Source organism: Bacillus kalamii, assembly GCF_047238185.1.
Lineage (GTDB): Bacteria > Bacillota > Bacilli > Bacillales > DSM-1321 > Bacillus_AD.
In genome coordinates this window covers 852,941-866,271 of record NZ_JBDFMI010000001.1, presented here as the reverse complement: position 1 = coordinate 866,271, position 13,331 = coordinate 852,941, and the positions used below count along the sequence as shown (strand labels likewise).

16 protein-coding genes are annotated in these 13,331 nt (G+C 40.7%); 3 read left to right on the top strand and 13 right to left on the bottom strand.

Annotated elements, in window-relative coordinates:
• Positions 1-48: 48 nt before the first annotated feature.
• Entirely contained in the window at positions 49-684 is a 636-nt protein-coding gene (locus ABC357_RS04345; protein ID WP_412886324.1) for an MBL fold metallo-hydrolase, read from the bottom strand.
• Positions 685-895: 211 nt separating this feature from the next.
• Here ABC357_RS04345 and ABC357_RS04340 point away from each other — a divergent pair, with 211 nt between their 5' ends.
• Positions 896-1,069, top strand: coding sequence for a DUF2759 family protein (locus ABC357_RS04340; RefSeq protein ID WP_412886323.1), 174 nt, complete (start codon positions 896-898; stop codon positions 1,067-1,069).
• A 39-nt stretch (positions 1,070-1,108) separates the two neighbouring features.
• On the opposite strand, the gene ABC357_RS04335 is transcribed toward ABC357_RS04340, so the two are convergent.
• The 12 genes from ABC357_RS04335 to ABC357_RS04280 form a co-directional block, all read right to left on the bottom strand.
• Positions 1,109-2,203, bottom strand: coding sequence for a YqgU-like beta propeller domain-containing protein (locus ABC357_RS04335; RefSeq protein WP_412886322.1), 1,095 nt, complete (start codon positions 2,201-2,203; stop codon positions 1,109-1,111).
• Positions 2,204-2,340: 137 nt separating this feature from the next.
• Positions 2,341-3,147: a M14 family metallopeptidase gene (locus ABC357_RS04330; RefSeq protein WP_412886321.1), complete on the bottom strand. Its 807-nt coding sequence runs from the start codon at positions 3,145-3,147 to the stop codon at positions 2,341-2,343.
• A gap of 339 nt (positions 3,148-3,486) precedes the next feature.
• Complete coding sequence (locus ABC357_RS04325) at positions 3,487-4,452, bottom strand: ROK family glucokinase (RefSeq protein ID WP_412886320.1); 966 nt, start codon at positions 4,450-4,452, stop codon at positions 3,487-3,489.
• 12 nt (positions 4,453-4,464) lie between these two features.
• Entirely contained in the window at positions 4,465-4,668 is a 204-nt protein-coding gene (locus ABC357_RS04320) for a YqgQ family protein (RefSeq protein ID WP_412886319.1), read from the bottom strand.
• A gap of 155 nt (positions 4,669-4,823) precedes the next feature.
• A complete protein-coding gene (locus ABC357_RS04315) occupies positions 4,824-6,269 on the bottom strand; it encodes a spore germination protein (RefSeq protein WP_412888569.1) in 1,446 nt (481 codons plus the stop codon).
• 103 nt (positions 6,270-6,372) lie between these two features.
• Positions 6,373-7,929, bottom strand: coding sequence for a rhomboid family intramembrane serine protease (locus ABC357_RS04310; protein WP_412886318.1), 1,557 nt, complete (start codon positions 7,927-7,929; stop codon positions 6,373-6,375).
• Between the two features lie 232 nt (positions 7,930-8,161).
• Entirely contained in the window at positions 8,162-8,341 is a 180-nt protein-coding gene (locus ABC357_RS04305; protein ID WP_412886317.1) for a hypothetical protein, read from the bottom strand.
• A 98-nt stretch (positions 8,342-8,439) separates the two neighbouring features.
• Positions 8,440-9,390 (bottom strand): L-lactate dehydrogenase, encoded by a 951-nt coding sequence (locus tag ABC357_RS04300; RefSeq protein ID WP_412886316.1) that lies wholly within the window; start codon positions 9,388-9,390, stop codon positions 8,440-8,442.
• A 203-nt stretch (positions 9,391-9,593) separates the two neighbouring features.
• Positions 9,594-10,376, bottom strand: coding sequence for a DUF92 domain-containing protein (locus tag ABC357_RS04295; protein WP_412886315.1), 783 nt, complete (start codon positions 10,374-10,376; stop codon positions 9,594-9,596).
• Positions 10,363-10,935 (bottom strand): 5-formyltetrahydrofolate cyclo-ligase, encoded by a 573-nt coding sequence (locus ABC357_RS04290; protein ID WP_412886314.1) that lies wholly within the window; start codon positions 10,933-10,935, stop codon positions 10,363-10,365. The genes ABC357_RS04295 and ABC357_RS04290 overlap by 14 nt, the downstream gene beginning before the upstream one ends.
• A 133-nt stretch (positions 10,936-11,068) precedes the next feature.
• Entirely contained in the window at positions 11,069-11,218 is a 150-nt protein-coding gene (gene rpmG / locus ABC357_RS04285) for a 50S ribosomal protein L33 (protein ID WP_019242566.1), read from the bottom strand.
• Between the two features lie 274 nt (positions 11,219-11,492).
• Positions 11,493-12,113 carry a hypothetical protein gene (locus ABC357_RS04280; RefSeq protein ID WP_412886313.1) on the bottom strand — a complete coding sequence of 207 codons (621 nt, stop codon included), beginning with the start codon at positions 12,111-12,113 and terminating at the stop codon, positions 11,493-11,495.
• 396 nt (positions 12,114-12,509) lie between these two features.
• Here ABC357_RS04280 and ABC357_RS04275 point away from each other — a divergent pair, with 396 nt between their 5' ends.
• Together ABC357_RS04275 and ABC357_RS04270 are read left to right on the top strand one after the other, a co-directional pair.
• Positions 12,510-12,869: a hypothetical protein gene (locus ABC357_RS04275; protein WP_412886312.1), complete on the top strand. Its 360-nt coding sequence runs from the start codon at positions 12,510-12,512 to the stop codon at positions 12,867-12,869.
• Positions 12,866-13,315, top strand: coding sequence for a hypothetical protein (locus tag ABC357_RS04270; RefSeq protein ID WP_412886311.1), 450 nt, complete (start codon positions 12,866-12,868; stop codon positions 13,313-13,315). The genes ABC357_RS04275 and ABC357_RS04270 overlap by 4 nt, the downstream gene beginning before the upstream one ends.
• Positions 13,316-13,331 lie beyond the last annotated feature (16 nt).

Genomic DNA, 13,331 nt, shown 5'->3' with positions numbered 1-13,331 from the left:
CCCCCAGAAAAGCCTTCTCTAACGAGGAGGCTTTTCTAGTTGCCTGGATTAAAAACCATTCAAGAATGGGTTGCTGTCCATTTCATCCTGGATTAACGTCACAGGGCCATGGCCAGATAACACAATCGTATCTTCGGGCAATGCCAAAACTTTATCGTGGATCGACTTCATCAGGATATCCATACTTCCCCCTGGAAGATCTGTTCTGCCGATGCTCCCCTGGAAAAGGACATCCCCCGAAAATAAGTAACCTTCCTCTTTCACATAATAAGAGACACTGCCTGGTGAATGCCCGGGTGTTTCCATGACTTCCAATAGAAAGTCGCCAAATGCCAATTTGCCTTCTTCAGAAAGAATGTGTTCAGCGGGTTTTTGTATGATGCTTTGTCCCATCAAAAAATGCTTCGAGCCATTCAGCATTGGATCTTCCAGCCATTTGGCTTCTTTTTTATGTACATATGCTTCGATGCCATACGCATTCCTTACATCATCAACAGCCCCAATATGGTCGAAGTGGGCATGAGTCAATAAAACAGCCAAAGGTTTCAATTGTTTTGTGTTTATATATTGGATTACCTTTTGGCCCTCTTCACCTGGATCGAATATAAGGCATTCTTTTTTATCATTGCTTAAAATATAGCAATTGGTTCCTAAAGGCCCCAGTGGCAATTGATAATAATTCATATTGTTTACATTCCTTTCTATCCATTCATAATCCATTTTTCTTCTTTAATGCCATAAAATTGTAAATTTATTAAATCTCGACAAATATGGAAAAAAGAATTAAAATATGTACGAATGCTATTTTACTAAATTATAGTAGAACCTATGGATAACATCAAAGGAAAATGTAACATAACAACCGTGAACCATTAAAAAAAGGGGGATCCATTATATGGGTTTAGTCGTGGTTTTTGCTCTTGTGGCAATCCTTGCAGCCGTTTCCACTTTGCGCATGTTTAAAGACAAGAACGTACTAGGCATTTTGTTTGCTGGCGGTTCATTCGTTATCTTTGGTGCTTTTGCCCTTATGACAGCCATAACTGGCGGAGTGCCGCTCGCACTTTAAAAAGAAAAAATCTCCAGTGCCTGGGCACATGGAGATTTTTCAATATTCAAAACTATTTTCGAGTTTATTTCCGTATAAACACTTATTTCCCTGTGGAGAACATGATAGGGCCGCCGAATCCAACTTTTCTTTTAGAACGGTCTTTTTGCCCGTCTCCCAATTAAATGCGACTAACTGATACCGTTTCTTATATTGGTCCATTAATGCTGATTCATAAGGGACGAAGGTGATTAGCAATTTGCTTTTATCCACCAAGTCAAAAGGTTGGATAATCCAATCAGAATAAGATCCGATAGCTGGAGCCTTCATCTTTGATATGGTCTTGCCTTCCCAATCATGTATTGTATATTCGATTGCCATAGAATCCTTCTTATGCTGATTAATGGTTAAGAGTACATCCTTATTTGCCTTAAATACAATGCTTTCCTTATACAGGCTCTTTGAAGAAGCTGTCAATAAATCAAAACTCTTAAGCGGTGTCGTCAGCTGAGGTGTCTCATCATTCCAATCCAAGTACAATAACGAATGCGGGCTTTGCCATTGCGCAAAAGGTTTCGGCAGGTCAACCTTTTCCATCCTGTTTAACCCAATATAGGAGATATAGGACTGAAAGGACCAATCTTCATTAAAACTATCAATCAACAGCATATCCTCTGAAAATGGATTCCACGAAAAAGAGATTTCATTGGCTGGAATAGCAAATGAATATACTTCATGGCCGCTCTTGGTCAGAATATGGATGCCTACTTGATTGCTGCCTCCATTGGACATATAGACAAGGATATATTTTTTGCCCGGGGAAATCGAAACACCGCCGATTGTTTCTTTGGTGGAATACAGTTCCTTTTTCTCCTTTGTTTCAAAACGGTATGACATAAGCACCGTTTTCTGTTTGTCATCCTTTGTCGCACTGAACAAAATGGTATCATTGGATAGCCAGCCGTACGCATTTTCGAAAGTATGGTTCTCATCAGACAGGGGTAAGGGTTTAACTGTTACATCATGCTGCTTAGGTTCTTCATGCGATTCTTGGTTGTTTTTTTCTTCACAGCCGGCAAGGGTCGTAACAAGTAAACAAAAAAATAAAAACAAAAACACCTTATTCCAGGTTTCTGTTTCCTGCCTTTCCTTCAAACATTCTCACCCCAATAAATAGTAAAGCTTGATTGAGATCATACCTCACTACACTTTTTCTTCCTTGCACATACGACTATCATAGTAAATAATACCGAATTATTAAAGTCATTCAAGGCAAATAAATGAATATGGACCTATTTACCTAGAAAGAGAGCTCTATCCAATATAGGGAAGGTATCGCTAATAATGCTTCCTAATTGCGATAACGGCAATGGATTGATTCCTTTTCCAAGCTCCAATGTAAAACCGGCCTTGCCGTAGCAATAGATAAACCAGTCCCTGAAACCCGCAGAGCTGTTCACGTTCCTGATCGCCCTGTAAACACTTGTCTCCTTCAATTCAGCAGCATATTGTTCCGCTTCTTCAGGTTCAAAGCCCTTATATCCCCAATAGAATTCCTTCCCTTGCGTATGGAGAGCAATAATATGATGGAAGTCACTGCTTTCGACTAATTTCTTCATGGCTATCGCTTCAGGCTCAGTAAGTGGAGCCTCCCCTGGAAAATCACGGTAATAAGGGGTTTTTATATTCGATTTGCATTTGTACTCATCCCAATGCGCTGGAAATTGTTTATTTAGATCCACTCCACGGGCATTTGCTTTCCAACTGTAATAATCCGGTTTCCCATCATTCATTTCTTCAACAGGATATGGATTGCCGCGTTCTTTTCTCCCCAAGGCCACCATTTCGACACCATCCGGATTGACCATTGGGACTACAGAAAGTTGAAACAATTGGGCTTTCGGAAAATCTGTTCCAATACGGGAGAGTATCGTTTCAAGCCATTCCATTAATACCAGTGATGTAATCCATTCATTCGCGTGGAAAGCGGCATTAAAATGGACTGATCTGGTTCCGCTTCCAAAGCGTAGTTCATATAAGTTCCTTCCCAACACACTCTTTCCGATTACACGGCATCTAACTTCCGGAAATCCTCTCAACAGTCTTCCTATATCCTGTTGGAGTGTCTCATATGTATAAACAGACAGTTGGATCCTCTCCTCTTTTCATATATATATAAATATATATGAAAAATGCGTAGGAACATGATGAATCTCTTCCTTTGCCATACAGAAGGGGGAAGGGCTATATTGACTGGATGAATGCAAGTAACCAAGCCCTCCACCTCTTTAATAGTAACCTACCAAAACTCAATTAGTATCAATTCGCCTTTGCGGCCATACACCTTAGCCCAATCATACGATCCATAGGATCCTATGTTATTCCAATAAAAAAAGAAACTGCTTTTATTATATGGAAAGCAGTTCCTTTATGTGACTTTATTGAGAGGTTTGTGTTTTTACCATCCAGGCCGCACCGATTACACCGGCATCATTTCCTAATGTGGCTATTGACAATGAGGTTGATTCCCTGACACGCAGGAAGGCATATTTCTTAAAGTATGCGTCTACTGCATTCAAAAGTAAATCTCCCGCCTTTGAGACCCCGCCGCCAATAACGATTTTTTCAGGATTTAGGGCGTTTGCCACATTGGCAAGTGTATATCCAAGATAATAGGCAACCCGATCCAGCACCTTTAATGCATACGGATCCTTTTGGGCCGCACAATCCAATACATCCTTAGCTGAAATGGCGCCGTTTTCGTCCAACATCTTAGCAAGTTGAGAATCAGGATGATCCTTGATTTGCTCCATGGCTGTTCTGACAATCCCTGTTGCGGAGGCAACTGTTTCCAGGCATCCTGTTTTACCGCAGTTACAAGCGTATCCGTTCTCAGGTACAGCCGTTATATGCCCAATTTCACCTGCTGCGCCACTGACTCCCTGTACCATCATGCCGTTTGTAATAATGCCGCCGCCAACTCCGGTTCCCAGTGTTACACATACCATATCCTTGGCTCCCAGGCCGGCACCCTTCCACATTTCACCGACAGCAGCTACATTGGCATCATTATCAATCCAAACAGGCAGCCCAGTGTCATTTGCTAACTTCTCCCTTAAAGGATAATTTCTCCACCCTAAATTTACCGCTTCATAAATGACACCGTTTTCTGCATCCACAGGACCAGGCGCTCCCAAACCAATACCGGCGATTTTGCCCTTATTCTCACCAAGTTCGGCCAACTTAGCATCCAGCGCCTTATTAATATCGCGTGTGATATGCTTGCCTTGTTCAGAAATATCAGTAGGGACTTCCCATTTATGCAAAATATCTCCGTTTGTATCGATAAAAGCCAGCTTAATTGTCGTACCGCCAACATCAATGCCCATTAACCATTTATCCATTTTGAATTCACCCTACAATCTCTTATCTTTTTCAATCTCTATTTCTCTACGCAATAAAATCATCGCCATTTGAAAATCTTGGATAGGCAATAATTGCGATTTATATAACTCCCGGACTTCATCTTGCATTAATTCAAGGTCTGCCAAACGGTCGCCAACATAAATAATCGTACCGAATTTTTTCAATAACTGTTGAATGTCATATATCGTATTCATAATTTCCCTCATTCAGTTTGTTTACAGGTAAAGTATATCGAATTAGGAACAATCCCACAAGATACAAACAAATCAAGGAAGTATCTTTTTACAATAAAAAATAGCTATGCACATAAATAAAAGCAGCCCATTTGAAGCGGCTGCTTTTGCCATATCTAACGGTCGGGATCTTTAGGATGCAGCGCTTTCGGCCTCCGGTTCTTCAGCGGAATAGGCGATCTGATGATTACATCGCGCAATGCACGGTAAGAGAAGGGAATCATCGGCCAAAAGTAAGGGACACCCAACGATCTCATATTGATCAATAGAAGAAGGAACAGTGTGGTTCCTATTACTAAACCAGGCAAACCGAAAATAGCGGTCGCCAATAATAAACCCAGGCGGATAATCCGATTAGCCAGCCCCAATTCATAGCTTGGCGTTGCAAAAGTCCCGATGGCTGCCAAAGAAAGATAAAGGATTACTTCATTCGATAGCAGACCGACCTCCACGGCCACTCCACCGATCATGAGAGCAGCAACCAGGCCAAGGGCCGTAGCCAGTGATGAAGGTGTATGAATGGCTGCCATCCTAAGCATATCCAAGCCTACTTCAATCAGCAAAAACTGGACAAGCAACGGAATATGCCCCATCTCATTAGGCCCGACGTAGGAAAGCCCTTCAGGCAGGAAGTTTGGATGCTCCGCCAAAAAATACCAAAGAGGAAGGATAAACAAAGATGCCCACACAGCAAGAAAACGGACAATCCGTAGATAAGCGCCAATCAATGGCTTATTCCGGTATTCTTCGGCATGCTGCAAATGATGCCAGAAAGTGGATGGGGTTATTAGTGCACTTGGGGAACCGTCCACAAATATGATGACATGACCGTCATATAGATGTGCTGCTGCCGTATCTGGCCTTTCTGTATATCTCATAATCGGATACGGGTTCCAATATTGTCCGGAAATAAATTCATCAATGCTTTTCTCAGCCATCGGCAAGCCGTCTGTATCGATTTTTCCAAGTGAAGTCTTAATGCTTCTGACAAAATCGGTATTGGCTACATCTTCTATATAACACACAACAACATCTGTCTTGGATCTTCTGCCGATTGATAGATATTCCATTCTTAGCGTCCGGTCCCGGACCCTCCTCCGTGTCAAGGCTGTATTAAAAACGAGCGTTTCAACGAATCCATCACGGGCTCCGCGGACGACCCTTTCCATATCTGGCTCTTGGGGGCCACGCACCGGATATGTTCTGGCATCGATTAATATGGCCTGGTCTAAACCGTCGACAATAAGAGCCGTTGGCCCTGCAAGAACGGTATCCGCTATTTTTTCTAAATCATTGGTCGCTTCCACTTCCACATAAGGTATGTACGTTTTCAGCAGTTTTTCCAGAGGATCGGGCAAAAGGTCCTCTTCTTGCAAATCCAGCAAAATCTTCATCAAATAGTGAAGAATATCATCTTTCACAAAACCATCTATCAAATATAATGCCATCTTCCGGCCCGCATACACCACATCGAGGCGGATTACATCAAAGCTCTTGTCGACACCGAGTGCTTTGTTCAAATAAGCGGTATTTTTCTCTATATCCGTGGAAACGGACTGCATTCTATTTTGCACCCATCCAACAACTCCTTTCTATCGTTAATCTTGGTCATAAAAAAAAGGAAACATACCCTAAGAAGGGCGTTTCCTTTTCTGGAACACTGTATCAATTGTTCTGATTCAAATAATCATTAATCTGGTTATTGAGCTTTTTATAGGACTCCTCTTTCGGTTCAAGTTCCAAAGCTAGATCACTTTCTTTTTTGGCTCCCTGTATGTTTTGCTGATGAAGATATGTCAATGCCAAATTATAATGTGCCTGGTGGAAGTCAGGATTCATCTTTACCGCCTTTTCGTAATGCAGCTGTGCCTCTCCATACTTCTTTTCATTGATGCGTAAATTCCCGAGCAGGAATTCTGCATCTGCAGAATCCATATCGTACTTAACAGCTTTAGTAAGAATGGCTTCCGCTTTTTTGTTTTGCTTGTTGCTGATATATTCCTGTGCTAGAGCAGGCAATGGAACATCCTGAGCTGACGATCTTTGTGTTTCATATCCATGGTTCAACAATAAAAGGCTTCCGGCAACCGTAACAACCAATGCGGGTATAGCGTACATAAGTTTGCTTTTTTTAGGAAGCCCTACAACCGCAGCTGCCAGAAAACCTCCGATTAAGCCTCCTACATGGCCGGAATTATCGATACCAGAGACTGTAAAGCCCAAAGACAGATTGATTAATATCAACACAATAATATTCATGCCCATCGTCCGCAAAAAAAGTTTGGGCTTCATAATTCCAAAAAACAATAGCGCACCGAAGCAGCCAAAAATAGCTCCGCTTGCCCCTGCCGATAAAGTCGGCGACATAACAAAACTGGCAAGCACACCGGCAAAACCGGCAAACAGATAAATAAAAATAAAACGTATGCTGCCGTATATCCGTTCCACCTCTGTGCCAATGTAATAGAGGGCCAAAGAGTTCATTAAGAGATGCAAGAAACCGATATGGACAAAAACAGGCGTTATAAAGCGCCACCATTCCCCGCTCAAGATTAAAGGCGTATATTTAGCACCAAACTCAATCAATGTAATCGTCGAATTACTGCTGCCGAAGATTTCCATCGCGATAAATACAAGGATTTGAATAGCAAGAAATACTTTTGTGAAGATGGGCTTGCCATACTGGAATGTTTTCTGTTCATTCTGCCTCTGTTCTATGCCTGATGCAATCGCATCCTCTTTCAGCCTGTTAATATCTTGTTCCTGGATTGCCTCTGCTTCAGGAATTTTTTCCTCCTGCCAGAACGGTATGCCCATTAGGCCTCCAATAGACTTCAGCTGTTCTTCTGCATGCTCCGAATCAACGATTTTTGTGGTGATTGTCGTCTTATTCGCTGTGATGGGCTTGGCAATATATGCTTCGAATTCATCGACCGGCATGAACTCTGTTATATATACATTAAGGACAGAGATAGGCCTTTTGAATAATTGCTTCCGTATATTTTCTCCATTCATGGCTGTTCTGTTTAAATCCTTTTTCAAGCCATTTGCCCAGTCAAAATCATATCGCATAAATCGGATGACAGGATAAGCATCCTTTTTTTCATTATGTTCAAGCCAGATTTCATTCTGGTTATCCGACATTGTAATGAGACTATAATTGTACTGCCTAATCAGCATATTTATTGATTTCCAGAACAAATAATCTTCTTTAAAACCCACTGTTTCCCCTACTTTCGCTTAACAATCTAATCCATTTCATAATTCCTATCGGCACCCATTCGATCGGCTTACTACGAGCCTCCTTAAATAAGCGCCTATCTATACTTTATCAAACTATGCTTATATTGACAGAACAAATTTAAAAAAAGAAGCAGTTATCCTAAAATGGGCAAAAAACACCCCTCAATAGCTTCCATAAAAAAAGCCGGCTGGATAAGCCGGAATTGATCGTTCAAGGACGGAATAATGTCTGCATCATATAATCGCCCATAAAAGGCATTTTCATTGTTTTTGCAACGACAAAACGCCTGATGACTGGGTTTCCCAGAAGTTGATTCATCCATTTATATCGATATTTATAGGCACTCAACAGCAATAAAACCAGTGTGGCTATTTTTATTAATCGCATCATAATAAAATCCCTCCTAATGCTATTTTGCAACATTGGAGGGATTTTATCCGCGAGCTTGTTTGTAAGCCCTATATAAAAATGCGTGAGTGTAATAAATTTTATGCTTCTAGAACTGGAGCCATTGTCGTTTTAAGGACATTTACTGAATGTGCGAATTTTGCTTTTTCTTCTTCGCTCAATTCCAACTCGACAATTTCTCTGATTCCTTCGCGGTTAACAACACATGGCACGCCGATGTAAACATCATTATGGCCATATTCGCCTTCAAGCAATGTTGAAACAGTCAGGATGCTGTTTTCATCCTGAAGGATAGCTTTTGTGATACGTACAAGTCCCATAGCGATTCCATAGAATGTCGCACCTTTAGCATCAATAATTTTGTAAGCTGCATCACGGACATTTACGAACATTTCATCAAGGTCCCCAGGCTTGTAATCTTCCTTGATTTCAAGTGCTTTTGCAAGAGGTTTTGCCCCTAAGTTAACATGGCTGTATACAGGAAGTTCTGTATCGCCATGCTCGCCGATAATGTATGCATGGACATTACGAGTATCAATATTGAAATATTCTCCAAGCTCATAGCGGAATCTTGCTGTATCCAAGATTGTTCCGGAACCGATTACGCGCTCTTTAGGCAGACCTGAGAATTTCCAAGTTGCATAAGAAAGAATGTCAACCGGATTGGCAGCAACAACGAAGATTCCGTCAAATCCGCTCTCCATGATTTCGTTGACGATCCCTTTGAAAATAGCTGTGTTTTTGGCAACAAGGTCCAAACGAGTTTCTCCCGGTCTCTGGTTAGCTCCGGCAGTAAGTACAACGATGTCAGCATGGTTGCAATCTGCATATGTACCGTTCCATACTTTTGTTTTTGAAGGGGCGAATGGTAAACCATGATTCAAGTCCATAGCATCGCCTGCAGCTTTATCTTTATTTATATCTACAAGTACTAGTTCCTCTGTAATTCCTTGGTTAAGCAAAGCAAAAGCATAAGAGCTTCCTACGAATCCAGTTCCAACTAATACGACACGATTAACTTTCTTTTTCATATTACAAACAATCCTTTCAAATAGCGACATTTTGACCTACTGCAATAGTGTAATATATAAACGGTCTTCTATGTTTTTTAGAAAGCGTTTTATATATAGAGAAATTGTGACAGATTTCACAAACTACTTAAAATATCTTGAAATCCATGAAAAATATAACAAACTCCCCCACTAAACTATAGTATGTACGGATTTGCCAATCATTATCCGTATATCAGGAACACAGCTAAAACAGCCACAAATATAGATAAAACATTTACTGCATCGTTATTGCACCAAGCCATGCCAGAATACAATTTGGTGCTTTTGCCGCAGTGGCTCCTTTTTTCCGTCACTATTCCGCAAGCGGTACATGAATATTTGGCTTGGATCGTTCCTCCAAGAATCGTATCAACAACACTTCCGCAAAATCCCATTGATATGATGATTGCTGCAGAGGCCGCATTGATCCCAGAAAAGAGCATCCAACCCGCACATCCGATCAATAAAGCCCCGCCAAAAGAAGCAGCCGTCCCCAATATGGAAACTGCGCCCGATGTCCCTTTTTCGACAAATTTTCCGCGAATCAAATGAAACGGCTTTGTTTTGCTTAATACGCCAATCTCTGATGCCCATGTATCTGCGTTCGCTGCCGCAAAAGCTGTAAGGAAACAAACAGTTGCAGCCATATCAGGCTGGACCGCGGACCAAATAGAAGCAAGGCCCGCTATACCTCCATTGGCAGCAACCTGCACCCAATCCCTCCTGTCTCCCTTTTCCAGCATATCTTCGAGGCTTTTTTTTCTTTGTTTTTTATACTTTGACCAACTGCTGGAAGAAACAAAGAATAAACCAAGAATGATCAATCCCTTCCATTGGAACCCAATGAAAATCAATAGGCCTACGATAAAAGATGCCAAACTGCCTGACTTTGTCAATGAGCGGACATGGTATCCTCCCAGAGCCGCACATAAGATGAAAAAAATGCCTGCACTATAGGACAGCATTAGTGTTAATCACTCCTTTAGGCAAGACGAGCCATTGAACGGGCATGTCATATTCATCTATTGGCAATTCATGATACAATTGCCCTTCAGTTAGCAATGATACCGTTACACCCTGGAATCCGGCTAAATATCGATCATAGTAGCCTCCACCATATCCGATTCGGTAACCGGCTTCCGAAAAAGCCAACCCTGGAACAAGCATGAAATCCAATTCATTTCGGTCAGCTTCGATTGTCTTCTCTACTATCGGCTCCAACAATCCGCTATAAACAGATTCCAATTGGTTGAAATCTGTCAAATAACGGAAGGCCATACTATGCGATAATGGGTTGCATTTTGGGACTGCCACTCTTTTTCCCTGTTCCCATGCCGCTTTAATCAACTCAGTCGTATCTATTTCTGTTTTTGTAGAGATCGTAAGTGCAATGGTTGATGATTGCTTCCACACTTCCATCATCATGAGTTGCTTCACAATGAGTTTGCTTTGTGCCAAAAGGTCATCAGAGCCTAAAGTTTCTAAATATTTCTTTACTTCAAGTCGAATGCTTTGCTTTGTCATTGACATAGCCCCCTTCATAACCATCCTATTCTGTACTAAATATACCATGAAGTCATACAGGGACAGTAAGCCAATTGGCTTGAAATTAACATATTTTTAGGCAAAAAAAAACAACAGGAGCAAATCCTGTTGTTTACTTTGTTTCACGGTGCAATGTAGCACGCTTTTCTCTTGAGCAATATTTTTTAAGCTCAAGGCGATCTGGATTGTTACGTTTATTTTTCTTAGAAATATAGTTACGGTCTCCACATTCAGTGCAAGCCAACGTAATATTTACACGCATTATATAATTCCCTCCAAACATCAAGTCATCTTCACATAGGACTTTTCTATAATATCATTTTTTTTTTAGAAATGCTAGTATGATTTTACATTCCGATGAATAAGATGTGTTGTGCGGGTTTCGCTATGCACCTATTTTACTGGCAAGACAGCGAGATACAAGGTTTCAGGCAGCTAGAACATGATTGGCAATTGCAATGCTTTCTAAGCACCTATCTAGTAAAATTATGTCTGCTTTGATTAACCCATAATAGAAACCTTTACCGGCAGATGGCTCAAATCATCTCATTTTTCAATTTACGTACGATTCCTTCTGATTCAGAATGGAACGACCAAATGATTCCTTCTTGTTTTTCTCCTTTTGCCAATTCTGCCTCCAAGATAAATGTGGAGCATATTTCCCCTTTAGCCAGCCATGATAACGGCAAGCAACCAGTCTGCAAACATTCCGTCCAATTATTTTCACTATAGGCATTCACATCGTGGATACAATACTGCGACATTCCCTTACCTTGCAATTGGCCGCCGAGCATTGTCACATGCTTCTCATAAAAACAGATGATCGCTTTTTCTTGCGGACTGTAAAACGCAGTAGATCCTTTTTCAAATATATTATGGTATTGCACCATTATTTTCACTTTCTTTTTTAAAGCGCTTTCATTACTTAATTGAAACCTAATAATTTCATGCTCCTTCGTACTATTCATCGCTTTTACGGAAAATAATCCAGAATGGTCGAATTTCATTTCTTCACCGTAAGGATACTCCCACGTCAGAGATTGTTCATCCCATAGAGCGATTCTCATAGGATTGGATAGAAGCCTTGTGATAAGCGATGGGGAACCTTCTGCATTATGGTCTTGATTATATTGGTTAGGCACAGCAAAACTATTCATATCAGTTCTCTCCTTTTATGATGTATTTATATATGGACAGGCGATTCGCTACAAATGATTTAGTTTATTCATACTCCTTAATAGTGTATACCGGTTAATTATTAAAATTTTCTTACTATTATGTTAGCATTTAATGGAATTTCATACAATAAACGCAAATTGTCGAGAATTGTTTCTCATCTGCAAATGCAGACTGCAGTAGCCATTCCTTATCGATATATTTTTCAAATGGCTTATAAAAGGTGAAAAAAGCTTTATTTCGACAAAGCCTCGCAAATTTCTTTTTCGTTTTTGCGCAATTTATGCGAATAATGGATGTTTTTTCCGACTAACTGCCCTAAAATATGAATTGTAGATATTTTTTTAAAGTAAAGCAGCAAAAGGCGGGATAACAAAATGATCACCATTATTTTAATTAGTATTGCAATAATATTGTTCCTTCTTTCCTTTTTCGTTCCTGACCGGTTTAAGCAACTGGAAAAGAATGTAGAAGAATTATCCTTACAGCATGTACAGGACATTTATCAGCTCAAGAAAAAAATGCGCATCCTTGAAGAGGAATTGATGGCACCTGAAGCACTCGGTTACGGAAACAAGATGGTAGATACGTCACCGAAAATCAATGAAATATTAAAGAGCCAGGTACTTGCCCTGTATGCGCAGGGCCATAGCATAGAGGAAATTTCAAGCCGGTCCACTCTTTCCCACAAAGAAATTGAAAACATTCTTCTAATGGCAGAAATGGAGGAAAGATGATGGCAAGATCCACCATAAGAGGCATTGCGATCGGCTTTCTTCTTGCTGGCATTCTAACACTCTTATTTCATCAACCTAATTCACAGGAAAAAAAATTCACTTTGGCAGAGCTAAAGAAAGCAAGCCATGAATATGGGTTTGAATTAGTAAAAGAAACAGTGCCCAAGGTTTCGAAAGATCCGGAAAAACTTCCCCTGAAAAAGAATGAAAATCCGAATTCAGCGGCTGAGTCAAAGGGATCAGCTCCGTTTACCTTGCAGATTACTAAAGGAATGACCTCTGAAAGCATAGGAACAACACTAAAGCAGGCAGGCATCCTACAAGATTCAGCAGCTTTCATCCATTATCTCGAAAGCAACGGCCTTTCTTCACGTATTCAAATCGGCAGCTTTATCTTAACGAAGGAAATGACGCAAATACAGATTGCCAATACGATTACAAAATAAAAAGGATGGGCAATTT